Source organism: Planctomycetia bacterium, from assembly GCA_021413845.1.
Lineage (GTDB): Bacteria > Planctomycetota > Planctomycetia > Pirellulales > PNKZ01 > PNKZ01.
This window is the reverse complement of sequence record JAIOPP010000117.1, coordinates 12,688-37,046: the sequence shown is the minus strand read 5'-3', so window position 1 is coordinate 37,046 and position 24,359 is coordinate 12,688. Positions and strand designations below refer to the sequence as shown.

Here is a 24,359-nt window from a genome sequence, read left to right as displayed (position 1 = left end):
CCGTCAGGCCCCCGGTTCCGTAAACGCGAACGTCGCTCTAAACTAAACGGCGTTCCGATCGTCGGTATCTCCTCAGCACGCGCAGCGCACCATGGCCGCCAATCTCACGCCGCAGTATCTCAAGGCCCAAGAGGCCTATCGTCGGGCTCAGACCGCGGAAGAAGAACTGAAGTGGCTGGAGGTAATGTACAAAGAGATTCCGAAGCACAAGGCTTCGGAGAAAATGCAGTCGGACCTAAAGACGAAGATCAGTCAGGCCAAGAAGGATGTCGAAGGGGAGCGCAAAACCGCGGCGGCCAAGGCGTCGGCACCGGGCGTTTCGATCCCTCGCCAAGGGGCCGGCACCTGTATCGTGCTGGGTGGTCCGAATGCCGGCAAGAGTAGGCTGCTCGCCGCGCTGACGCGCGCCACGCCGGAGGTTGCGCCGTATCCCTACACCAAGCGAACGCCAATGCCGGGCATGATGGCGTGGGAAGATGCCGCGGTGCAACTCATCGACACGCCGCCGATTACCGAGGATCTTTTCGAACCGTATATGCAGGGGTTGATCCGCGGGGCCGACGTGGCGGTGCTGATGGTCGATCTCGGCGCCGATGAGGGAATCGAGCAGTGCCAAGCGGTGCTCGATCGGCTCAACGCCACCAAGACCCGGCTGGCGCGAGAGTCGTATCTCGACGAAGAAGACGTCGGGTTGTCGTTCACGCAGACGCTGCTGGTGCCGAACAAAATCGACGTTCCGGAAGCCGCAGATCGGCTATCGATGTTGCACGAATTCGTGAAGCTCGACTTTGCGGAATACTGCATTTCCGCCGAAACCGGCGATGGTTTGGAACCGCTTCGGACGGCGATCTATCAAGCCCTCGATGTCGTTCGCGTCTACTCGAAGCTCCCGAAGGCGAAGGGGCCCGACATGGAGAAACCGTTCACGGTGAAGCGCGGCCGCACAGTGCTCGACGTCGCCGAGCAGATCCACAAGGACATCGCCGCCAACTTCAAACATGCCCGCGTCTGGGGCCACGGCGTCCACGACGGCACGCCGGTCAAAGGAGACCATGTCGTGCATGATAAAGACATCGTCGAGATCCACTCGTAGCGATGCAGCGCACGTCCGAGGCGAGCGGGGGCAGTCATGCCCCCGTTGTAAGCTCGCTGAAGCAATGCGATTAGCAACGGGACGACTTCACTCCCGCGTCAGCTCCAACGTCGCCCACAAGCTCGGGTCTTCGTGATACGGAAACTCGGGCCCGCACGAAAACGTCTGCGTGCCGACTTCCCGATCGATCACGGCATAGGTGAACCCGAGCTTCGGATTCTCGATCGGATCCCAGCCGGTCAGCGCTTGCCCGGGAAGAAAACAATCGAGCACGTAGCCGTCGACCCGTTTATCGCGGCGCACCTTCAGCATGTTCGAGCGGACCGGTTTCGGGTTCTCGCGCGCTCGGGCGATAAAGAGCTGCTCGCCGAACGGCTCGTCGAGGTTCCGCCCCGAGCCGGCCGGCATGAAGATAAACTGCTGACAGAACCGGCTCGCGCGGTGAATGGTCTTCGTGTCGCGCGTGTCGATCCAAACGCGCAGCCCATCGCTTTCGTCGGGCCGGCTATCGCGACACCACGGCAACGTCTTCTTCCCTTCGATCTTCGCCGAAAAGGCGATCCCCTCTTCGCTCCACGCGGCGCGCAACTCGGCAAACACCCGCGCCCCGTCCAAGTCGCCGAGTCGGGGCAACAGGAACTCATCGCCGAGGGCTAGGCCGGTGTCTTTCCAGAGCGGCTTGCGATACCGGCAAGGGATCGAATAGCGGAAGAGGAAACGTGACGGGAGGAGTGGGACAGACATGCGTAAATCTCAGAGCGTTGGCGGAAAGCTATTGTGTGTCGGGTATACAAATTGCTTTCACAAATGAATTGTGTTAAATAAATGCTGTTATCTTAGTAAAGATAGTCAGGGTGATTACATGAGCCGAGTTAAAGATGCAAAAGGGCTGTTGCTTTGGGAATCGCCGACCGACAAGCACGCGTCGCGATGGGTGCTGTTCGCCTTTGGTGCGTTATTCTTCGTCGTGGCGATCATCATCCTAGTGGCAACGTTTTCGCCACGCGACATCGATCGAACGGAGATGGGAACGCGTACGGGTATTGGATTGTCCGCCGTTTGCTGTCTTATTGCCATCGCCTTTATCGCCCGAGGTATTTCTCCTACCGCTACGCCGCGAGGAGTTCTCTTTTATCAAGCCGGCATCGAGTTCGGGGAAATGGAGAATCGCAGATTTATTAAGTATCCGGATCTGGAGACATACAAATACTTTCTTGCGGAGCCGGAGAATGACGCGATCGACAACGCCGTTCTCGCTGCTCGTACCATCGTATCGGTGATCGCTCTCAATCCCGCAGGTATCGGCCGCAGCATGGGGGAGATGACACGAGAACCCATTTACTCGGAGCTCCTGCTTAAACATCGAGACGAGGAACTCGTAACCTTCTCACTCACCCGTGAAGTACACGACTTACTCGCTCCTACGTTCAAGAAGACTTAGGTCTTACCCTCCGCAATCGCGTCGATGTGCTCATTCAAAAAATCGCTCAGCGCTTCATCCGTCACTTGCTCGACCGAGTTGAACTGCAACCGCACGACGTCGCGATCCTTGCGGTCTTTATCCATCGCCGGATCGAGGCCGAGCGTCGTAACTCTTCCCAACGCAAACTTGTTCTTCGGCCCGTTCAGGTGCAGCTCGACCGTGCCGGGCTTTTTCGTATAGACCGTCGCCCACGGTTCGCTGCGCCCCTTCAAACAGTAATGAATTAACTGCTGGTTGTTCCAGAGAAATTGCCCTTCGGCGGTGTCGCTCAACAGCTCGCAGAGTTCTTCGAGCACTTCGGCATCCCACGAGACTTTCTTGCCGGGCGGAAAGCCCTTGCGCGCGAAGTGCCATTTCTGCCCGAGCACCTTCCACGGCATGACGTCGGCCGGGTTGAGCTGCACGCGGTTTTGAAACTTCTGAAACCCGGCGACGGCCGCTTCGACGAACTTCCAAAACGCCGGCGTATCGATCTCGCTCCAAGCATGCACTTGGATCTGAATCTCCTGCCAAGGGCCGCGCAAGTTTTTGCATTTCACGCGCGGTTCGGTGCCGTACACCGGCAGGTCGGGCATCTCGTTCAGCGGCTTGAGCCCGAGCTGCTCGACGACGTCGTCCCGTTTGAACGTGCTCTTCGCCGTGCGAAACTTGAGCTTCAACAACCATTCTTCGCCGGTGCTCGCGTGAAGAAACCAACCGTCGCTCTTCCGATCGGCCGAAATGTCGACGATCGTCCGGCTATTGAAATTCGTCGGGCTGAAGTCGCCGAGCTCTTGCACTTTGTCGATCACGGCCGCGAGGATCCGCCCGTCCCAACGGGCCGGCTTGCCGTTGCGCGCCACGCGATCTTGCACGTGCCAACGCCGGCCGTCGACTTCCCACGGCATCTTCGCGTCTTCGCCGACCTCGTCTAAGTCAACGTCGTCTGCGCGCGGCTTCTCGGCTACGGTCGGGTCGTACGGCTTGCGCTCGGCGTGCGGCCCTGCTGCGAGCACCGCTTCGAGCATTTCGCCGGTGTAGCTCCGGAGCAAGGTCGGCTCTTTCTTGGCTTTGCTTTTCGCTTGCTTCCGATACTGCTGCGCATGCTCGACGAGGTCTTCCGGAGTGCCGCAAGCGACGACGTAGCCCCCGCCTTCGCCGGCCTCGGGCCCCATATCGATCAGCCAATCGGCGGTCTTGATCACATCCAGATTATGCTCGATCACGAGGATCGAATTTCCCAAATCGACCAAGCGATGCAACACTTCGAGCAGCTTCGCCAGGTCGTCGAAGTGCAAGCCCGTCGTCGGCTCATCGAGCAGGTACAGCGTCCGCCCGGTGTCGGGCCGCGCCAATTCCGCGGCCAGCTTCACGCGCTGCGCTTCCCCGCCCGAGAGCGTCGGCGCGGGCTGCCCGAGCGTGACGTAGTCGAGCCCGACGTCGCACAGCGTTTGCAAAATCTTGCGGATCTGCGGAATGTTTTGAAACACCTCGACGGCCCGCCCGACCGGCATATCGAGTACGTCGGCGATCGAACTTCCGCGGAACTGCACGGCGAGCGTTTCCGGATTGTAGCGCTTTCCGCGACACTCATCGCACTCGACCCAAATGTCGGGCAAGAAGTGCATTTCGATCCGTAGCTGGCCGTTTCCTTCGCACTTCTCGCAGCGCCCGCCGGGCACGTTGAAGCTGAAGCGGCGCGGCGTGTAGCCGCGCAGTTTCGACTCGGGCAGGTTCGCATAGAGCGTGCGGATCTGATCGAACACGCCGGTATACGTGGCGGGGTTCGAGGTCGGCGTCTGCCCGAGCGGCATCTGATCGACACGAATCACTTTGTTGATCTGCTCGACGCCGCGCAGCCCATCGTGCTTGCCGGGGAACGTGCGGGCCCGATGCAATGTGCGGGCCAAGCTGTTGTAGAGCACGTCTTCGACGAGCGAGCTCTTACCCGAACCGCTCACGCCCGTAACGACCGAGAACGTGCCGAGCGGAATCCGAATCGAAACGTTGTGCAGGTTGTTGTGCGAAGCGCCGACGATCTCGATGAACTCGCCGCCGCGCGCCGTAGAGCTGCGCGCCCCATCGTCGAAGAGCTTCGCTTGGCCTTTTTTCGGCTTCGCGACTTTCACCGCCGCGGCCTTCGCCATGCCGGTAAACACCGGCCGGCGGTTCGTCGGCACCGCGATTCCTTTCGTGCCGGAAAGATAAGGACCGGTCACCGAGTTCTTCTGTTTGCCGACCTCCTCGGGCGTGCCGCGCGCGACGACCTGCCCGCCATGCACGCCGGCGCGAGGACCGAAGTCGAGCAGTTGATCGGCACCGGCGATCACTTCGCGATCGTGCTCCACCATGAGCAGCGTGTTGCCGAGATCGCGCAGCTTGTAGAGCGCGTTGAGCAGCCGCAAGTTGTCGCGTGGATGCAGGCCGATCGTCGGCTCGTCGAGCACATAGAGGACGCCGGTGAGCCCGCTACCGACTTGGCTCGCGAGACGAATCCGTTGCGATTCTCCGCCCGAGAGGGTCGGCGCGGAACGACCGATCGTGAGATATTCGAGACCGACGTCGACCAGGAACCGGAGCCGGTTATGGACTTCGCGCCATAGTTCGCCGGCGATTTTCTTGTCGGAGCCGGTGAGCTTCAGCTCTTCGACCCATTCGACGAGCGGCCCGAGCGGAGTGCGGCAAATTTCGTCGATCGTCCGACCACGGAAACGGACCGAGGCGGCATCGTCGCGCAAGCGCGCGCCGCCGCAGACCGAGCATTCGACTTCGTCGACCAAATGGTCGAGCTTGCCGCGCAGCGCCGGCGAGAGTCGAGCCGCTTCTTCGAGCGCCGGATAAAGCCCCTTATATTGAAAGCGAAACAGCGGCGGACCATCGGCCGCACTTTTGCCGGGTGCGTAGACGTCGACCATGTCGTCGCCCCGGCCGTGGAAGATCCCGCGCCGCGCCTTGGCGCCGAGCAACTCGAACGGCACATCCGTCGGTACGCCGAGATGCACACCGAGGGCCTGCAACATCGGCTTGAACAACGGATGCTTCGCGTCCGGCCACAGGCCGACGGCCCCTTCGGCAAGCGTGAGCTTAGGGTCGCGCAACAGTGCCGCGGGGTTCGCGCCGGTTTGCGTCCCGAGCCCTTCGCAACTTCCGCACCAGCCGAGCGCACTGTTGAACGAGAAGTTGTGAGGCGAAAGAGGCTCGAAGCTCCGGCCGCATTTGTTGCACGACATGTGCCGGCTATGAATTTCGCTCCGCCACTTCTCTTCCGGAACGTCGTCGTCGACGTACGCCACGTGGACGACGCCGCGCCCCAGATCGAGCGCCGTTTCTACGCTGTCGGCGATCCGCGAACGGGCTCCCGACCGAACGACCGAACGATCGACGACCACTTCGACCGCGTGCTTCCGCCGGCGATCGATCGTCGGCGGTTGGTCGACGGAATACGTTTTTCCATCGACCCGAATACGCGCATAGCCGCGGGCCCGCATGTCTTCGAAGAGCGTTTCGTATTTCTCTCCGACTTGCACGTCTTGCGGGGCCATGAGGAACAACTTCGTCCCTTCCGGTTCCTCCATGATCTTGTCGACGATCTGATCGACCGTTTGCGTGCCGATCGGAATGTCGCACGCCGGGCAATAGGGGTTGCCGAGCCGAGCGAACAAGATGCGCAGATAGTCATAGATTTCGGTCACGGTGCCGACGGTGCTGCGCGGCGTGTGGCCGAGATGCTTCTGCTCGATCGCGATCGCCGGCGACAGCCCTTCGATGTGCTCGAGCGCAGGCTTTTGCATTTGCCCGACGAACTGCCGTGCGTAGGAACTCAAGCTCTCGACATACCGGCGCTGCCCTTCGGCATACACCGTGTCCATCGCCAAAGAACTTTTGCCCGATCCGCTCGGGCCGCAGCAAACCGTGATCTTATCGCGCGGGATTTCGACGTCGATCGAACGGAGATTATGCTGCCGCGCGCCGCGCACTTTAATCGACGTCGCTTCGACGGCGCGAGTCCGAGGGACGACCGCTTTCTTCGGCGGCGCGAGCTTGTGCCCTTCGCCGTAGAGAAAGCGCGCGAGCGCCTGGCCGGTATGCGATTCCTTGACCGCCGCCACCTGCTCGGGCGTCCCTTGCGCCACGATTCGCCCGCCGCCGGCCCCGCCGTCGGGACCGAGATCGATGACCCAATCGGCCGTCTTGATGACGTCGAGATTATGTTCCACGACGAGGACCGTGTTGCCGGCGTCGGCGAAGTCGTGCAAGACCTTAAGCAGCAAACTAATGTCGGCGAAATGGAGCCCGGTCGTCGGCTCGTCGAGCAAGTACAACGTCCGGCCGGTGCTTTTCTTGACGAGCTCGCGGGCGAGCTTCACGCGCTGCGCTTCCCCGCCCGAAAGAGTCGGCGACGGCTGGCCGAGTTTGAGGTAATCGAGCCCGACGTCGTGCAAGGTTTGCAGCTTGTGGGCTACGTTCGGGATGTTGGCGAAGTGCTCGAGCGCTTGCTGAATATCCATCTCCAGCACTTCGGAAATGCTTTTCCCCTTGAACCGAACCTGCAAGGTCTCGCGGTTGAAGCGGTGTCCATCGCACACCGGGCACTTCACCCAGACGTCGGCAAGGAAGTCCATTTCGAGGCGCGTCGAGCCGTTTCCTTCGCACGCTTCGCAGCGCCCCCCTTCGACATTGAAGCTGAAGCGGCCTTCCTGATAGCCGCGCGCCTTCGACTCCGCGAGCTGTGCGTACAGTTTGCGAATGTCGTCGAAGACTTTGATATAAGTCGACGGGTTCGAGCGTGGCGTGCGACCGATCGGCGATTGGTCGATCGAGATCAGTTTGTCGAGATGCTCGAGCCCTTCCATCCGCTCGAACGCGCCGGGCGTGCCGAGCCCGCCGTTGAGATCGCGATTCAACGCTTCGACGAGAATGTCGTTCACCAGCGAGCTTTTGCCGGAACCGCTCGCGCCGCTGACGCACACGAACATGCCGAGCGGAATGTCGACGTCGATCTTTTTTAGATTGTTCGCCGCCGCGCCGACGATACGGAGCTTCTTCTCCGTCGGCTTGCGGCGCGTTTCGGGAGTCGCGATCTTGCGCGTGCCCGAGAGGAATTGCCCGGTGAGGCTCCGCTTCTCGTTGCAAACCTTCTCGTAATCCCCCGAGACGACGACCTCGCCGCCGCGCACTCCGGGCCCGGGCCCGAAGTCGATCAAGTAATCGGCGGCCCGCATCGTGTCTTCATCGTGCTCGACGACCACGACCGTGTTGCCCAAGTCGCGCAGGCGTTCGAGCGTGCCGAGTAGGCGATCGTTGTCGCGCGGGTGGAGCCCGATCGACGGCTCATCGAGGATGTACAACACGCCGACGAGGCCGCAACCGATCTGGCCGGCCAGCCGAATCCGTTGCGACTCGCCGCCGGAAAGGGTCGGCGCGGTGCGGTCGAGCGTCAGGTATTCGAGACCGACGTTGGTGAGGAAACCGAGGCGACCGCGAACTTCTTTGAGCACTTCGGCGGCGATGGTTCGCCGAATCGTGTCGAGTTCCAACTCTTCGAAGAACTCGACGCAATCGGACACACTGAGCGAACAAATATCAGGCAAGCCGAGGTTCGGCTTCGCCGCGAACTTCGCGTGCTTGGTCGTCAGCGTCACGGCGCGGGCTTGCGGATTCAGCCGCGCTCCATGACATGAATTGCAGCCCTGCGTGCGCATGTACTTCTCGAGCTGCCGCCGCTGCATGCCGCTCTTCGACTGCTTGTACTTCGACGTCAACTCCGGGATCAGACCTTCGTATTTGCCGCCGTATTTATGACCGGAGGCCCCTTGCCGCCACGTATAGGTGATGTGCAAATCACCCGTGCCGTACAGGATTTGCTTCTGAATTTCGGCGTCGAGTTCTTCCCAGGCCGTTTCGAGAATCGTTCCGGCATCGAGCTTGAGTTTGTGCTCGAGCGTGTCGGCGACCCCTTGATAGATGTGACGCCGCCAACGACCGAGATCGGCCCACGGACCGATGATCTCGATCCCCCCTTGCTTGAACGAACGCCCCTTGTCGGGAATCATCAAGTCGGGATCGAAGCCGTACACTTCGCCGAGCCCATCACACTCGGGACACATCCCTTGCGGACTATTGAAGCTGAACAGTTGCGGCGTCGGCGGCTCGAAGCTGAGCCCGCACGGCGTGCAAGCGTAGTGCGCCGAGAGATGAATATCGTTCGGATCGGTGACGCGCCGTTTCTTTTCGCCGCGCGCCTTGACCGGCTTGGCCTTCGGCTCGACGATCTCCATCTGCGCGGCGATTTCATCGTCGGCGGCGTCTATATCGCTGTCGTCATCCTCGTCGACATCTTCTTCGCGCGGTGCTCGACGCGGCACGACTTCGGCGACTTCACCCCGATCGTGCTCCAGTTCCTCATCGTCGTCGTCTTCGATTCCTTCGTTCGCTTCAAGCAAGGCCGCGCGGGCTGCCGAAGGAACCGCCCCTTTGCCGTCCTTCGCACTTTTCTTCTCGGGATCGAGCGCGACGACGATGTTTCCCTTGCCGAGCTTCAACGCCAAGTCGACCGCTTCGGCGAGCCGAGCGCGTAAGCCGGGGCCGGCGGTCAGGCGATCGACGACCACTTCGATGTTGTGGCGCATCTGCCGATCGAGCGACGGCGGCGACGAGAGCGAATAGACCTCGCCGTCGACTCGGCCGCGCACGAAGCCTTGCTTCAAGAGGTCGTCGAACAGGTCGCGGTGTTCCCCTTTTTGCGCCCGCACGATCGGCGCGAGCAACGAGAACTTCGTCCCCTCCGGCAGCACCCCGATCCGATCGATGATTTGTTCGCGGGTCTGTGCGGTAATCGGTCGAGCGCATTGCGGGCAATGCCCCAGACCGGTGCGCGCGAAAAGTACGCGCAAGTAGTCGTAGATCTCGGTGATCGTGCCGACGGTGCTGCGCGGATTTTGGCCGCTCGACTTCTGCGAAATCGAAATCGAAGGGCTCAGCCCCGAGATGAGATCGACGTCGGGCTTGGGCATCTGCCCGAGAAATTGTCGGGCAAAGCTCGACAAACTTTCGACGTAGCGACGCTGCCCCTCGGCGTACAGCGTATCGAATGCGAGCGAACTTTTTCCCGAACCGCTGACCCCCGTGAGACAAATAAGCTTATTACGAGGAAGTGAAAGGCTAACGTCCCGGAGGTTATGCTCGCGGGCTCCCTTAATAACGATATCAGCAGCCATGCGCGTTTGCAGTCCGTTAACGCGGTTGTCTTCAAGTCGAACGCGAATCCTGAATTGTAGGGGGGAGGGGCACGAAGCGGCAAGCGGCGAGCGGAAAAGATTCGATCTCCCGCATCGGGGTGGATCGCAGACTTCGGCTTGCGAAAATGCCGCTGCACGGAGATGCCGGCAACGACGAATGCGCGCCGAGAGCGCAGAGCGCGCGGCGAAAGAAATGCGACGAGCAACTGATTCGGCAGCTTATTCGTCGGCTACTGTGCGGCTACAAAGCGGCTATTTTGCAACGACGCCGGCAGGCTTGCCGAAGCGTCGATCGCGGTAGAGCATCAAGCCGTGTGCGCCGTGATAAAGGCCGCCGCAAGAGATCGGAATGTTTTTCGATTCGTCGATCTTCTTCGTGAGAAACAAGACCGCGCGGGTGAACCACGGGGAGCGGAGCTCTTCGTCGTCGAGCGCGTAGGCGAGCACTTCGAGCACGTGGCCGGTGCTGTCGATCCGAGAATCGACGTCGGCCGAGATTCGCGAACTATAAAACTTATTGGTCGAGAAGCCGCCGTCGGGCTGCTGATATTCGCGCGCTTTTTGAATCGCGTTTTTAACGACTTTGTCCGCTTTCTCCCAACCGCCGGTTAGCGGCTTGCCCGTCTTTTTGTACAACTTCACCGCTTCGGCCAGCGCATACAGACGATGCGAGCCGCCGCACGCCGCTCCTTCGATGCCGGCGTCTGCTTCCATGCCGACGAGCTTTTCCAGCGTCCATTCTTGGCCGGTACTGTTCTTCCAGGTGCCGAAGATCGGCAGATAGTCGTCGCTCGAGTATTCGGCGAAGGCCATCAACGTCCAGGTCGCTTCCATCCCTTCATGGATGTTCCATTTCGCTTGTTCGATCATCTCACGAAACTTGTGCGGTTGCTTCACCTTATCGACCGTGATGACGATCGGATCGTCGAGCTTCACGCCGCACTGCGAGAGATATCCGATCCACTGATCGGGATGCCCTTGCGCTTCCGAGCTCCCCGGCCGCAGTTCCGCCTCAAGGCCGTGCGTGGTCGGATACAGGTTCCAGCCCTTCATCGTGTTGCCGTCGAAGAGGAAGCGGAGGGCGGAGATATCTTTTCCGTCGACCGTCATCTTTAGGTTCGGACCGTAGGCGAGAATGCCGTGGACGACTTGCCACGCGTTGTTGACGTTGATGTCGAGCACCCGGTTTTCCGTAACGCGGATCGCCGAGTCGACTCGGGCCGCAAGATCGGCATCGGAAACCGGTCCTTCGACGGCCGGAGCCTCGACGGGGGTCGTCGGGAGCGCGACTTCTTTTTCGCAGCCGGAAAGCACGAGCGCCACGAGCAAGCAAGACAAAGCGAGCGCGTTCGACGACTCGACGCGCGTGGCGAACAAAGAAAAACGAGACATGAACTGGTTCCGGAGGGCTTGCCGAAAATACGACCGAGGCGCGTCGCTCCCCTCCTTGGAACCCGCCACGACTCGGAAATCCGAGCGCACGGACGCGCGACTCCATCCTATCGAGAAAATGCCGAAACGACTCGACCGGAAATGTAAAAATGCGGATTCTGCGGGCGCTGCAAAGCATCAAGCGATTCCGTCGATCGTAGCGGCAGCGGCGCAAGTCGTTTCCGACCATTTAGATAGGCTGCAACCGCGGCGGCTCGCCAAACTCTTTATCGAGCGCACACGTAGTATGTACGGATGTCTCCATGCTGCGAGACACTGAGAGACACTGCGTGCTATTCAGCCACCGAAACGCCGAAGCGAGCGTTTCGGCCCGACCGCCGGTCTCGCGGTCAGGCGTTACCAAGAGGGTTTCGGAAGATGATGTTTTTCAACTTCGAGTATTTGCTGTGGGTTGCTCCGGCGTTGCTGTTGGCCGTGTGGGCCGAGATGAAAGTTCACTCCGCGTACGCAGCCGCGAAGCAAGAGCCGGCGCCGTTGAGCGGTGCCGCCGCGGCGCGCCATATTCTCGACTCCGCAGGCCTCGAGCAAGTCGCGGTCGAGGAAACGCCGGGCTTTCTCTCCGATCATTACGATCCGCGGCAAAAGGTGCTGCGGCTTAGTCCGGAGAATTATCGAGGCCGTTCGTTGGCGGCGGTCGGCATCGCCGCGCACGAAGCCGGCCACGCCATCCAAGACGCGGTCTCCTACGCCCCGATGTCGATTCGCAATGCCGCCGTGCCGGTCGCTAGTTTCGGGGGTGGCATCAGCATGGGCTTGCTCGTCATCGGCCTTCTCATGCATTTGCCGTTCTTGTTCTGGGCCGGCATCTTGCTCTTCAGCGGCACCGTTTTCTTTCAACTCGTCAACTTGCCGGTCGAGTTCAACGCGAGCAGCCGTGCGAAGGACCAACTAGTGTCGCTCGGCATCGTGCCTGCGCAGCAGATGTCGCACGTCAACAACGTGCTCGATGCCGCCGCGTGGACGTATGTCGCCGCGACGCTGCAAAGCGTGCTGACGTTGTTCTACTACGTCTCGATATTTTCAGGCGGCAGTCGCGACGAGTAGACTAGCTGCGGACTTCCCCGCCGCTCCGAAGAGAAACTCGCGATGTTCCAAGATGCCGCTCGCCTCGCCCTCGTTCTGCCGCGCTATGCGGCGCACGTTTGGCGCACGCGCCGGCGCGAGCTCGTGTTCGTCGGGATGGCGTCGTTGTTTCTGTTTCTATGCTACTTGTTCACGGAGCTTGCCGACGAAATCACGGCCGGAGCGACGCAGAAGCTCGACGAGAGCATCTTGCTGGCGCTGCGCAGCCCGCATGATCTCGCCGTGCCGATCGGCCCCGCATGGCTCAAGGGGGGCATGCTCGATGCCACGGCGCTGGGGAGCCCGCTGACGCTCGGAATGTTTTCCGCCGCGATGATCGGCTTCCTCTTTATGGAGCGGCAGATTCGGGTCGCTTGGCTCTCGGTGATGGCGATCGGCGGCGGCGTTTGCTCGACTTTCGTGCTCAAACTCTGCTTCGCACGCCCCCGGCCGACGATCGTGCCGCACTTGCGCGAAGTGACGAGCCTGAGCTTTCCGAGCGGCCATGCGATGCTTTCGGCGGTCGTGTATCTCACGATCGGCGTGATGTTTGCCAAGGCCGTGCGGGGTCGTTGGGCGAAGGCCTACTGCCTGTTTTGGGGTGCCCTACTCACGTTGCTCGTCGGCGTGAGTCGCATCTTTCTCGGCGTGCATTACCCAAGCGACGTCGTCGGCGGCTGGATCGCCGGCCTGTCGTGGGCCGCGGCTTGCTGGATCGTGGCGCAGTTCGTCCCCTCGAAACAAATGACGACCGAACCCGCCCCGTAACGGCATCTCCAGCGCGACGTGGTTCTCTATCGCGACGCGGTTGCCGAAGCATCGGCATCGATGAACACGTCGAGCTGCTGGCCGACATACAGCCGATCGCTCGTCGCGTCGACGGAATAGATCACTTGCAAGACGCGTGTGTCGACCCGTTCCGTATTCTCCCCGGTCAACGATTTCTTCGGCACGACGAACGGCTCGACCCGTACGAACGTCAGCGCGTATTGTCGTTCGGGCATCCCCTTCAACATCGCGCGGGCCTTCGCTCCGGCGCGGAAGCGAGGAATGTCGTATTCGTCGATGCTGGCCCGAACGTGCAGCTTGTCGACGTTCCCCAACACGACGAAAGCTTGGCCGGGGGTCGAGCCGACATACTCGCCGGGCCGGACGTTCAATTGCAGCACTTCGCCGTCGACGAGCGCTCGGACGACGAGCCGATCGATGTTCGTTTGCACTTGGTCGATCTGAGCCTGAGCTTGCAGCAGCGTTTGCTCGGCGACTTGGAGATCGTATTTCCAGGTGCCGGCTTCCAGAAGTTCGAGCTGCGCTTTGGCATACTCGGCTTGAGCGCGAGCGACCAAGAACATCTGCTCGCGCGAGGTGAGTTCTTCGACGCTCACGGCGTTCGACTGACGAAGCTGGATCGAGCGCTCGTAAAGCGAGGCCTTATCCTTAAGATTCGCCTCGGTCTCGGTGACTTTCGCGCGGGCCACGGGGCGATCTTCGTCGCGCGGCAGCTGCTTCAAGCGCGTGAGTTGGCTTTGCGCCTGCGCGAGCTCGGCTTGCTTAAGCCGGAACATGGCGCGCAGGTCGCGGTCGTCGAGCCGAAACAGCGGATCGTTCGCCTTCACTTTTTGATTCACTTTGACGAACACCTCGACGACCACGCCCGGCACTTGCGAGCCGACGGAAATGTTTTCGGTCTGCGGTTCGACCAAACCGGTTCCCGCCACCGTGTGCGCGTAAGGAGCCTTCGGCGGCTGCGCGGGAGGGGCGAGCGGCGATTGCGGTTGTTGCGCTTTCATGACATGCACGACGGCGAACGCCAACAAAAACACGGCGGCGAGCGGGAGGCCCCAGCGAGTAATCATCGTTCCGATTCCTTAACTCTGAGATGTTTCTTGCGGTGTCGGTCGCACAGGCGATTTCTCTTCGACCCCGACGACGCGACCGTCTTCCATACTTGCGATGCGATCGCCGAACTCGTAGACCCGCGGGTCGTGCGTCACGACGACGACGGCCCGATGACTTTCCAAAGCGATGGCGCGCAACAGTTCCATGATCGTGTGACCGGTCTTCGCGTCGAGCGCGGAAGTCGGCTCGTCGCAAACCAGCAGGCGCGGTTCATGGATCAACGCGCGAGCGATCGCGACGCGCTGCTGCTGGCCGCCGGAAAGGTTCGCCGGCGGCGAATCGGCCCGGTTGGAGAGATTGACCTTCTCCAACATTTCATACGCTTTGACGAGTGCCGTGCGGCGCGGCACGCCGTGCAGCAACAGCGGCACGCAGACGTTCTCGACCGCCGTGAGCGCCGGCAGCAAATTGAATTGCTGAAACACGAAGCCGACGTTGTCGCCCCGGAAGCGCACCAGGCGGCCTCCCTTGAGCGTCGCGATATCGGTGCCGAGCACGTGGATCGCTCCGGCCGTCGGATTCAGAATGCCGCAGATCACGGAGAGGAGCGTCGTCTTCCCGCAGCCGCTGGGCCCGACGAGGAGCGAGAGCTCACCGGCGTAGATATCGAGATCGACGCCGCGCAGCGCTTTGACCATCGCATCGCCGACGCCGAATTCTTTCGTCACGCCCCGACATGCGACGGCGACATCGCGCGCGTCGCCGCGGCGCGGTTTCGTTTCGATCGTCGTCGGGTTGGAGTTGCCGTTCATCTTTAGCCTTTGAACACCACGGCCGGCTCTAGTCGCAGGACGCGCCACATGCTGAACAAGCTCGAGAACGTGACCATCACGAAGATCGAGACGGCCGTCATGATGAGGACCTCGGGGGGCATCAAAAACGCCAGCTTATCGGTCTTTTTCATAATCACTTCGCCGAACAGAAACGCGACCGAACCGACCCCGAGACTGAACCCGATGAAGCCGACGATCATCGCTTGCAACAGAATCATGCCGATCAATTGAATGTTGCGGGCTCCCATCGCCTTGAGCGCGCCGAACTGCTTCAGGTTTTCCAGCGTGAACATATAGAACGTCTGCCCGCAGATCGCCGCGCCGACGATGAAGCCGAGCAGTACCGTCGTGAAGAAGTTGAAGGGAATGCCGGTCTTACGAAAGTAGTACCAGATCGTCGTCCAAGTGAATTGCTCGCGCGTTTGCGCTTGCAAGTCGGTCTGTGCTTGAATGCGGCGGCAAATCTCTTCCGCCGGAATGCCGGGCGAAGGATTCGCCAGCACGAACGACAACACCTTGCGCTCCATCGGCACGTACGACACCGCTTGGCTGTAGCGCGTGTAGATGATCGGAAACGTCATGAACGTCTTGCGCGATTTGCAAATGCCGACGATCACGGCTCGGCGGTCGTTCATCTCGAACGACTTGCCGGCAACCGGCTTCTCGTTCGGCCAGAGTTGATGAAAGCCGGCTTCATCCATGATCACGGCGTCGGGCCGACGAAGATCGTCGAGCGAGCCGACGATGATGTCGCGCGGCGCGCCGATCATCGTGGCATCGTCGAGCCCGATCATGATGATCTGCTGGAAGGTGCCGTCGAGGAGCCGGGCCCGCGTGATTCCTTTATAGAGGCGCACGGCCCAATCGACTCCCTCGACTCCGCGGACGCGCCACAGTTCGTTGTCGGCCATCGGCTTGATGTCGTCGACGTACTGCATGTTCTTGTCCATCACCCAAATCTCGGCCCCTTCGATGTCTTTGATTTGGCTCGTCGTGAGCGACATCAAACCGCAAAACACCGAGGCCTGCTGCGTAATGAGAAACGCGCCGAACATCACTCCCATGATGATCGCGATGTATTTGCCCCGATTGCCGGTCAGCATTTTCCAAGCGATCCAGTTCATGCTCCCGCCTCCGGCGCGCTGGGCGCCGCGGAAGAACTAGCGCTCAGGGCGAGCGAGCAACCGAGAGTCGGGCCAGCGCCGAGAGCCGCCAACGTCCAACGACTGATATGGTCCGCCAAGCGCAAAGGATCGTTCTGCTTGTACTCTTCCGGCGAGATCAAGAGCCGGACGATCGGCTCGGCGATGCGATAGTGCAGACACTGCCCGACGATGCTGAAGCCGATCCGATGGCGTTCGGCTTCATCGGTCGTCGGGGCAACGAGGTCGTCGATGATCCGCTGCAACAGCGCGAAGTGCGGGCGAATGTATTCCCGAACCAACTCCTCGCACGCCGCGGTCGGTTGCGCCAACTCGCGCATCATGAGCTGCGATTCCCAACCTTGGCCGTCGTCGGCAAGCACGCGGCAGAGAAACGCATAGACGAACCCATGCAGCTTCACCGCCGCAGGAGTTCCCTCCGGCCAGTCGGGCATCGGCACTTGCTGCATCCGCATCCGATGGGCGAGCTTGACGCTCTCGATGTAGAGCCGTTCCTTGTCGCCGAAGTGGTAGTTGACGGCGGCGAGATTGACATGCGCGGCCTGGCAAATATCGCGCACGGTCGCGTTGCGGAAGCCGCGCTCGGCGAAGATCCGGCCCGCTGCCTCGAGGACGCGTACTTTCGTGTCTTCCAATCCCGCCGTAGCCATGAAATCGCCGGTCGATTAAAACATGCGTTTGAAACGAATGTATTATACGACCGTTTACCGCCGAGACTAGAGTATTTTTGCGCTAGAATCCGCAAAATCGTCAAAGTCGCGCCGAAATCACTCTGGGCCGGCCAGTCTGCCGGCTAATTCGCAGGCTTCGCGGAACCCTGAGCTGCGGCCACGGAAGCTTGGGCGAGGGCAAGGTTCTTGGCGATCAGCGGATTCTTGGGGTCGAGGCGTTGCGCTTGCTCGAAGGATTCGATCGCCTCCGGATAACGCCCCTCTCGGGCCAGCGCGTTCGCCAAATTGAAGCGGCATTTCACATGCTCGGGAAATCGGAGCACGCCGGCGGAAAGCATGCGCAGTGCTTCTTCCTTTCGCCCGACCCGGCCGAGGGCCGAACCTAAATTGGCGTGGATGTCCCCTCGGTTGGGCTCCAGGCGCAGCGATTCCTCGAACCAATGGACTGCGGCCGCATCGTCACCGATCAACCCGACGTAGATTCCGAGAGCATTCAAGGCGTGCGAGTTGCCGTCCGCTAAACCGGACGCCTGGCGGAACGCTTTGTCCGCATGAGATCGATCGCCGGTTTTGTGCAGCGCGATGGCGAGCAAGCCCCAAGCTTCTCCGCTTTCGGGATCGAGCTCCAAGGCGCGGCGATAACATTCGATTTCTTCCGGCACTAAGCCACGGGTGGATTTGATGTTTCCGAGCAGAATAAAGGCGGAGGGAAACTCAAGACCGTGCTCGATGCTGTATTGGAAGTGGGCTTCCGCCTCGTCTAGTCGGTTCCGATCGAAGAGGATGTGCGCATAAATGTAATGTGCGTAGACGTAGTTTGGTTTCAGCTTTAAGGCATGCTGCGCGAGTTTTTCCGCTTCGTCGAGCTTCCCTTCGTGTCGCTTCATTCTCGCGATGCTCGCAAAGGCCCGACCGTTGTGCGGCGCCTTCTTCGCGACGTCCTCCCACATCGTGATCTCGCTGCGATAGTCGTCGTTGCGCGCACGCGTAACGAAGACCAGCACGCAAGTAGCCGAGAGAAACGCGCCGCAGCAGAGAGCCGTGCGGAGTCGATCCGGCGACGGTTCCCATTTTCGCAGCGCGAGATCGACGGTGAAAACCAGCGCCGCAAGGACGGCGGCCAATGGAAGATACATCCGGTGCTCGAACGACAGATCGGCGATCGGCACGATGCTCGAAGTCGGAGCCAAGATCAAGAAAAACGCGCCCCCGATAAAGCTCCACGGCCGCCCGAGCAGCAAACCGCGCAGGCAGAGCATCAGCGCCGACAAGACCACCGCGAAAGCAGGAGCGATTTCCTGAAACGTCGCCGCAACCGGAGTGTTCCAATCGAGGCAAAGAGTGGCGGGCCAGAGGGACAAGAAAACATAATGGAGGAGAACTCGCGGCTGCGTGAACGCATAGTCGAGCGACGAGATTCCCGGTACCGACCCGATGCCGGCCCCGGCATACATGCCGCGACTGGCGATCATCATGGCGGCGAGCACCCCCCAGGTGCAAAAGAGCGCCGTATGCAGCCGACGACGCGCTCCCCAGACCTCGCTCCAAGACGCGGACAAACAGGCCCGATCGTACCAGAGAGCCACGAGGGGAATCGTGACGGCGATCTCTTTCGTAAGCATCGCTGCGACCGTGCAGACGACCGCCGCGATGGCCCACCGTCGACGAATTTGCGAGCCGGTCGTGGTGGCTGAAGCAGACGTTGCCGCCCCAAGCACGCCGAGTAGAGCGGCCAGGTAGAACAACGAGGCCAAGGATTCCAAGCGCTGATAAACGTAGGTGACCCCCTGCGTGCAAAGAGGGTGCGCCACCCATAAGACGGCGATCACGGTAGCGTACGTCGTCGCCGACGAGCCATAGCGAGCCGCGAGCTTCGGCAGCTGCAATGTTCCGCGCACGAAGAGGTACAGCAGCCAAGAGTTGACGATATGAATCGCCAAGTTCACGGCGTGGTAACCCCACACCTCGGCGCCGTGCAGCGCATAGTTGACGGCAAAGGAAATAAATCCCAGCGGTCGAGATTGGACGAACACCAGCAAGTCTTGCGGCGGCCAGAGCCGACGAAGAGCCGGGTTGTCGCGAATATAGGCCGCGCTGTCGAAGATGAACGGCGCGTCGAAGCTGTTGCCGTAGGCGATCAGCCCGACCACGGTCGTCGCTAAGAACGGGCCGAGCCGCCGCAGCCGCATGGCGGTGGGATTCGTGTCGATGGAGTGAGGCGTGACGGCCCCAGAAGGAGCCGCGGCCGAATTCGCCGCAATCGTGAACGTCGCCGAGTGAAGCATGGGAAAGACCGACCGTCGTGTTGAAATCAGTAAGCGATTTTAAGGAGCGATCAACATCGCCACTTGGAAACGAACTTGCGGATGATCGGCATGCGTCGTCTTGAGCACGACTTCCCCCTGTCCGGTTTCCACGTTCGCCAGATTGATTTGGGGTGCTCCGACAGGAACGGTGACTTCGATCGGAAAACGCGTGATCGTCGGCGAGAGTCGTTCTCCCTTGCCGATGTCGACCTGGAGAAACTTCGGGCTGGTCCGATCGACCGTGAAGGAAACCGCGCGCGCATCGCCGCGCACATGCACGTAAGCTTTTTGCGTCGTCCCACGCGCTTGCGACACGGTGCCGAGATTCAGCAACGTGCCGACGACGCTTCGACCGTGCAACGAAAGGTCGCCGACCGTCTCGCCGCTGACCGGAAGCTCGAAGACTCCCTGCTCTTCCTTGCCGCCGTGGAAACTCCCGACGTAATGAACGCGCACGACGCCGGCGAACGCTCCCGCTTTGCTTTCCGGCGACTTCTCGATCTTCAGAGTGCGAAAATAACGCGACTCCGGAGGCAACACCGCAGCAGACGTATCGCTAGCGGACGTATCGTTCGCCAACTCAACGGTGACCGATTTCAAAGTCGATTCGAGCGAGCGAATCTCGATCCGATCGTAAGCCTGCGAATACAACAAGATCTCGCTCTTGCGACCGACGTTCTTCGGAATCTCCGGGAAGTAGACGCTCTCGGGCGACGTCGCCAGCTTGACGCGCACACTCCCTTCGACCGCCAACTCGAAGCGCGGCAGCTTCGGATCGTTCGTTTTGATCACCGCCGCTTGCCGGAAGCGAAACTGAGCTTCTTCCGTATGCCATTCGAGCTCGATCTCGGTCGACGCGCCCGGCGGAACGATCGTGCCGTCGAGATGCGCGAGCGTGCATTTACAGGTCGTCTTCCCGAGCGACAACGTGAGATCCGCTTCTCCGTCGTTGCGCACCGTGAACTTGCGCCGCTGCTCATCCCCGGGACTCATCACGCCGAAATCGAAAACGTTGTCGACGGCAATTACCTTCGGCTGCTTCGTCGGCAGCGAAGCATTGTCTTGCACGGAGTCTTGCACGGCGTGCGCGACCTGCGATGTCGTTGTTAGGCGGCTGCGCACCATCCAGGCCGCTGCCAACGACACGATGACCAACGGCAGCACGATCGCGAGGCGGCGAGTATTCATTGTGGCTTCCGAATAAATGAATCGACGATGCAGAAAGAAAATCGATCGCAACAAGATTCCATCAAACACTTCCGTCAAACGACGATGCCCGGAGGCGCTCGCAGCGCCTCCGGGACATCGCCTCGTAACCGAGCTAAAGGCATGACGCCTTTACGAACTAATCCAAGTTGCCTTTGGGCGAAGAGGCGAAGGCTTCGAGGAAAATACCGCTGAAAATTTCGGCGGCAGGAAGCTCGACCGTGTTGTCCCCTTCGGCATAACCGTCGGCCGAGGTCAGATCGGCCATGAAGCCTGGGTTCAAGAAGGTGTCGCCGTTTTGATCCGAGAACGACTTCACGCTACCGTCGGCGAAGAGCACGTTGGCACCGCCGCCGTGAACCGGACCGAAGTCGCGATAGTCTTGCAAGTACGTGAGTTGGGTGTTCCCCTTCTTAGCGAGGCCCTTATAGCCTTGCTCTTCCACGGCAATCCCGGTCGGAGCCGCAGCGGCCACCGAAGACGAAGCGGGAGCGGCTTGAAAGTAGATGGTTTCCGCGGTGTTCGTCGGCTTACCGACGCCGGTGACGAGGTAGGGACCGTCCGAGAACGATTCCACCAATTGAACGCCGCCGCCGAGGTATTCGGTGCCGTCGGTGCCGACGATCGACGCCGTCAAGCTACGATCCTTGATGTCTCCGACGTTGGCATCGCCGGCGAGAGGAATCGTATTCGACGTGACGAGCGATTGATCCACCATCCGACGGGTCAACGGCCCCTTGCTCGCGTTCACACCCGTGGCGAGTCTCCAGGCCTTCGTGCCGGTCATGTTCGCCGTGATCCCGGTGGTGCTGCTACCGGCGGTCGGCGGCGCGGAACGGGACATGAACCACGTCGTCATGTGGTTCGTACCGTATCCCTTCGCGAGAAAGAGATCGGCGACTTGCGTGCCGGTCAGAGCCGCTACGGTAGTACCCGTACCGCAGGAGCCCATCGCTTGCCGGGTCGCCGTGGTCGGTTCGGAACCGGTGGCACTCGCCATCAAATCGTTGTACTTTTCGCTTCCTTGACCGGGGTTCGACGGGCAGAGCAATTCTTGCGGCTTGCAAACCTTCGCGTTCACAAGATCGGCGACCCAACCGATGCTGTCCGGGCAACCATCACGGGTCGGGTCGTAAGCACCCGACGTGTACTGCTGCTTCTTATCGCGATCCGCCAAGCCGGCGAAACCGAGAAAGAACGAGCGAAGGCTGGCGCGGCACTGCGAGCCACGGGCCGTTTCGCGGACGAAGCCGACGGCAGGGACCAAGATCGAGATCAAGATCGCGATGATGGTCATGACCACCATGATTTCGACGAGCGTAAAACCGCGTCGTCCTCGGGCAACTTTCCAACTTCGAATTTTCATTTCGTCACTCTCAAACTGGGTTGCGGGAAGCGGACAGAAAGAACCTGAATTCAGGATCGCATCGCGAGGTCGTCACTTGCCTCGCGGTGCGTCGTGTGTTCGTGCCGCAGTTGTAGCGAAGTCGTGTCAGATGCCGATCAGCGGCGCGTGAGAATCACGTAAGAAGCGAGTGTAGTTTTGCTGCAAGAAATCGCGCGATCGCCGCTTGCAACGTGGAAACGTTATCGAGGTGCGAGACGTGCCGGATCCAACGACCACATGCTATGGATCAATGCGGCCGGGAGCTCGACTTCGTCGTCGATGTAGCCCGACTCCGTAGAAGCGGCGAAGCCGTTGTTGAGCAATTTATCTCCATTGAGATCGCTGAACGATTGCACGCTGCCGTCGAGAAAAAGGATGTTGCACGAACCATACGCGGGCCCGTAATGCACTGGGGCAAACGAACGATAGTCTTGCAGCGTTTGATTCCACGGCCCGTACCAAGCCGCGGCGCCGACTGCGCCGGAAACGACCGGTGCTTTGTTCGTCGTCTTATCGCGCGGGCCGTCGGTAAAGGCGTCGGCGAGAAACGTTCCTTCGTCGAATTCGCCGACCGCTTGCGAAAGCATGTTTTCCCCTGCTTCCGCTTGAATTCCGCAGCCCATGAGCGGCACGATGCTCGACGTCACTCGATAGCCGCCGATCTTCGACATCGCCAACGGGCCGAAGGTGCAGCCCCGTTCGCGCGGAGTTTTTGCGCAAGTAGGTTTCTTGTTCACAAGCAGGCCGCGATTGTCGATGTCGACTTCGGAGCGCACCAAGAACCAGCCCGCCGCATAGTTCGTATTGAACTTCTTCGCCAGCAACAGCTCATCGAGCATCTTCCCTTTGTCCGAGGCCGTGAAGATCGCACGGCAAGGGTTCGGCACCACCGTGCCGTCGGGCATCGTTTGATCGGCCTTGCCGAGGCTGTCGGCGCAGGGGTTACCCGTCGGGTCGAACGTCAACATCTGCGCGTAGACGTTGCTCAGCTTTTGCGGACTCGAGGGGCAAAGCATATCGCCCGGCGAAGTCCCTTGATGCACCATGTCGGCGACCCAACCCACTTCCGTCACCGCTCCGTCTCGCTTCCAATCCCAAGCGCCGGAGCAAAGATAGTTCGAGCGCGTGCCGTATTGCATGAGCCCTACGCCGAGCTGTCGGAGATTGCTTTTGCACGTCCCATCGCGCGCACTCTCGCGAACTTTCTGAATCGCGGGCAAGGCGATCGCGGCGAGAATCCCGACGATCGACATCGTGACGAGAACTTCCACCAACGTAAAAGCGGCGCGCTCGGCGATATTCGAAGGCGTTCGTCTCCGACGACACGTATGGCGACCTAAATAAAACATCATCTCTCTCTGCTCCCTGCCTTGACGGCTTTGCGGTTTTTCAACCGAACGGGGCATCTCGCCTGATCGCCGTCGCTTCGACGTCGAACTCTCCGCACGAGATGCCGATCCTTTGCTGATTCATCGGCGAGGATTGTCGCAACATCTCTTTAGAGAAAGATTGCGTGTTTGTAAGATTCGCGTGAGAGCTGAGTCGCGAAGCTTAGTATTGCCGGAGCAAACGTCTTTACAGCCGCATGCGCAAGTTGTTCGTTCGACAAGCGACGAAAAAAGAAAAAGGCCGCACGATCTTGCGATCGCGCGGCCTCATAATTGTTCGAGTTGCGTGAGCCTTGCGTGTCCGTTCGGCAAGCCTACAGCAAGCTCTCTAACAGCAACCTCATTTTTCGCATCTCGCCGAGGTGATCGATTTCCGGATCTTCCTGATCGGCGATGTTCACGCAGAACGCGCGTTGGTACTTGAACTTAAACAAGTGCGATACGATCCGCCCGTATTCGATCTCCCCTTGGCCGACCTTCACTTGCAGCGCCTTCTTGTTCGAGTCGCGCAGTTGCGTATGACAAACATACGGCAGCAAGTGATCGTACTTCGCGCCGTACATCGGGCCGTGGTGGTAGTGGCTCGGGTCGAGCGTCAGGCAGAGCCCCTTCACGTTGTCGCACAGCACCTTCGCCGTGTCCGGGTCTTGCGTCATCCGGTCGGCCTCGGTCTTCAAACCGACCAATACGCCTTCGATCGTCGCGATCTTCACGAGCTCGCGCAAGCGTTCGATCTCGGCATTGAACGGCGTGCCGAGTTCTCCCGCGCGCACCGTAATGACGCCGACCTTCGTGGCCTTCGCCAACTTACAGATGCTGGCGAACTGTTTATAGAATTCCGGAATCTCCGGATCGACGTCGTAGAAGTAGGCGATCGGCGTCAGGCGATGCGTATCGCGACACGCGACCACGGCCGACTCGAGATCGGCATGCACTTGCGAAGGGCGAAGCTGAGGGCCCGACTCGCGCAACACGATTTCCGCGCGCGTGTATTCCAAGTCGAACAACTTCTTCAGCGCGGCATTCAGCGGAAGTTGAGCGAAGCAATCGGTCGAAGCGGCGACAAACACGATACTCTCCCTAGTACGCCCGAACGGCGAGAAAACGATCTGCCGGCACTCCTGACATCCATGGCCGGCACGTGGAGACGGCACGCTGGCTGCATGTCTCTCAGGCTGGTCGGTAGCTTAACGCTCTCCGACTTCCAAGGCTAGGTGGAAGTCGGCCCGCGCCGGCGAAACACTCCCGCGAAGCTCCTG

16 protein-coding genes and 1 pseudogene are annotated in these 24,359 nt (G+C 60.5%); 4 read left to right on the top strand and 13 right to left on the bottom strand.

Annotated elements, in window-relative coordinates; genetic code table 11:
• Positions 1 to 91: 91 nt before the first annotated feature.
• A complete protein-coding gene (locus K8U03_20930) occupies positions 92 to 1,093 on the top strand; it encodes a TGS domain-containing protein (GenBank protein MCE9607357.1) in 1,002 nt (333 codons plus the stop codon).
• An 87-nt stretch (positions 1,094 to 1,180) separates the two neighbouring features.
• On the opposite strand, the gene K8U03_20925 is transcribed toward K8U03_20930, so the two are convergent.
• Positions 1,181 to 1,837: a hypothetical protein gene (locus K8U03_20925; GenBank protein ID MCE9607356.1), complete on the bottom strand. Its 657-nt coding sequence runs from the start codon at positions 1,835 to 1,837 to the stop codon at positions 1,181 to 1,183.
• A gap of 118 nt (positions 1,838 to 1,955) precedes the next feature.
• Here K8U03_20925 and K8U03_20920 point away from each other — a divergent pair, with 118 nt between their 5' ends.
• A complete protein-coding gene (locus K8U03_20920) occupies positions 1,956 to 2,534 on the top strand; it encodes a hypothetical protein (GenBank protein ID MCE9607355.1) in 579 nt (192 codons plus the stop codon).
• Here the strand turns inward: K8U03_20920 and uvrA are convergent.
• The 3 genes and pseudogenes from uvrA to K8U03_20905 form a co-directional block, all read right to left on the bottom strand.
• Positions 2,531 to 8,833 (bottom strand): excinuclease ABC subunit UvrA, encoded by a 6,303-nt coding sequence (gene uvrA, locus K8U03_20915; GenBank protein ID MCE9607354.1) that lies wholly within the window; start codon positions 8,831 to 8,833, stop codon positions 2,531 to 2,533. The two genes, K8U03_20920 and uvrA, sit on opposite strands and share 4 nt — an antisense overlap.
• Positions 8,834 to 9,055: 222 nt before the next feature.
• Positions 9,056 to 9,772 (bottom strand): annotated as a pseudogene (locus K8U03_20910) (excinuclease ABC subunit A).
• 273 nt (positions 9,773 to 10,045) lie between these two features.
• On the bottom strand, positions 10,046 to 11,185 hold the full coding sequence (locus K8U03_20905) for a hypothetical protein (protein MCE9607353.1): 1,140 nt from the start codon (positions 11,183 to 11,185) through the stop codon (positions 10,046 to 10,048).
• 417 nt (positions 11,186 to 11,602) lie between these two features.
• Between K8U03_20905 and K8U03_20900 the strand changes: the two genes are divergently transcribed.
• Both K8U03_20900 and K8U03_20895 read left to right on the top strand, forming a co-directional pair.
• Positions 11,603 to 12,289, top strand: coding sequence for a zinc metallopeptidase (locus K8U03_20900; protein ID MCE9607352.1), 687 nt, complete (start codon positions 11,603 to 11,605; stop codon positions 12,287 to 12,289).
• A 42-nt stretch (positions 12,290 to 12,331) separates the two neighbouring features.
• On the top strand, positions 12,332 to 13,075 hold the full coding sequence (locus tag K8U03_20895; GenBank protein ID MCE9607351.1) for a phosphatase PAP2 family protein: 744 nt from the start codon (positions 12,332 to 12,334) through the stop codon (positions 13,073 to 13,075).
• Between the two features lie 26 nt (positions 13,076 to 13,101).
• On the opposite strand, the gene K8U03_20890 is transcribed toward K8U03_20895, so the two are convergent.
• The 9 genes from K8U03_20890 to K8U03_20850 all read right to left on the bottom strand — a co-directional run bounded on the left by K8U03_20890 (position 13,102) and on the right by K8U03_20850 (position 24,170).
• On the bottom strand, positions 13,102 to 14,163 hold the full coding sequence (locus tag K8U03_20890; GenBank protein MCE9607350.1) for an efflux RND transporter periplasmic adaptor subunit: 1,062 nt from the start codon (positions 14,161 to 14,163) through the stop codon (positions 13,102 to 13,104).
• Positions 14,164 to 14,175: 12 nt separating this feature from the next.
• Positions 14,176 to 14,958, bottom strand: coding sequence for an ABC transporter ATP-binding protein (locus tag K8U03_20885; GenBank protein MCE9607349.1), 783 nt, complete (start codon positions 14,956 to 14,958; stop codon positions 14,176 to 14,178).
• A gap of 2 nt (positions 14,959 to 14,960) precedes the next feature.
• On the bottom strand, positions 14,961 to 16,103 hold the full coding sequence (locus K8U03_20880; protein MCE9607348.1) for an ABC transporter permease: 1,143 nt from the start codon (positions 16,101 to 16,103) through the stop codon (positions 14,961 to 14,963).
• On the bottom strand, positions 16,100 to 16,792 hold the full coding sequence (locus K8U03_20875) for a CerR family C-terminal domain-containing protein (GenBank protein MCE9607347.1): 693 nt from the start codon (positions 16,790 to 16,792) through the stop codon (positions 16,100 to 16,102). Before K8U03_20875 ends, K8U03_20880 begins: the two co-directional genes overlap by 4 nt.
• A 143-nt stretch (positions 16,793 to 16,935) precedes the next feature.
• Positions 16,936 to 19,098 carry a tetratricopeptide repeat protein gene (locus tag K8U03_20870; GenBank protein MCE9607346.1) on the bottom strand — a complete coding sequence of 721 codons (2,163 nt, stop codon included), beginning with the start codon at positions 19,096 to 19,098 and terminating at the stop codon, positions 16,936 to 16,938.
• A gap of 39 nt (positions 19,099 to 19,137) precedes the next feature.
• Positions 19,138 to 20,307: a DUF1573 domain-containing protein gene (locus K8U03_20865; GenBank protein ID MCE9607345.1), complete on the bottom strand. Its 1,170-nt coding sequence runs from the start codon at positions 20,305 to 20,307 to the stop codon at positions 19,138 to 19,140.
• A 157-nt stretch (positions 20,308 to 20,464) separates the two neighbouring features.
• On the bottom strand, positions 20,465 to 21,691 hold the full coding sequence (locus K8U03_20860; protein ID MCE9607344.1) for a DUF1559 domain-containing protein: 1,227 nt from the start codon (positions 21,689 to 21,691) through the stop codon (positions 20,465 to 20,467).
• 221 nt (positions 21,692 to 21,912) lie between these two features.
• On the bottom strand, positions 21,913 to 23,061 hold the full coding sequence (locus tag K8U03_20855) for a DUF1559 domain-containing protein (protein ID MCE9607343.1): 1,149 nt from the start codon (positions 23,059 to 23,061) through the stop codon (positions 21,913 to 21,915).
• Positions 23,062 to 23,414: 353 nt separating this feature from the next.
• Positions 23,415 to 24,170: a sugar phosphate isomerase/epimerase gene (locus tag K8U03_20850; protein ID MCE9607342.1), complete on the bottom strand. Its 756-nt coding sequence runs from the start codon at positions 24,168 to 24,170 to the stop codon at positions 23,415 to 23,417.
• Positions 24,171 to 24,359 lie beyond the last annotated feature (189 nt).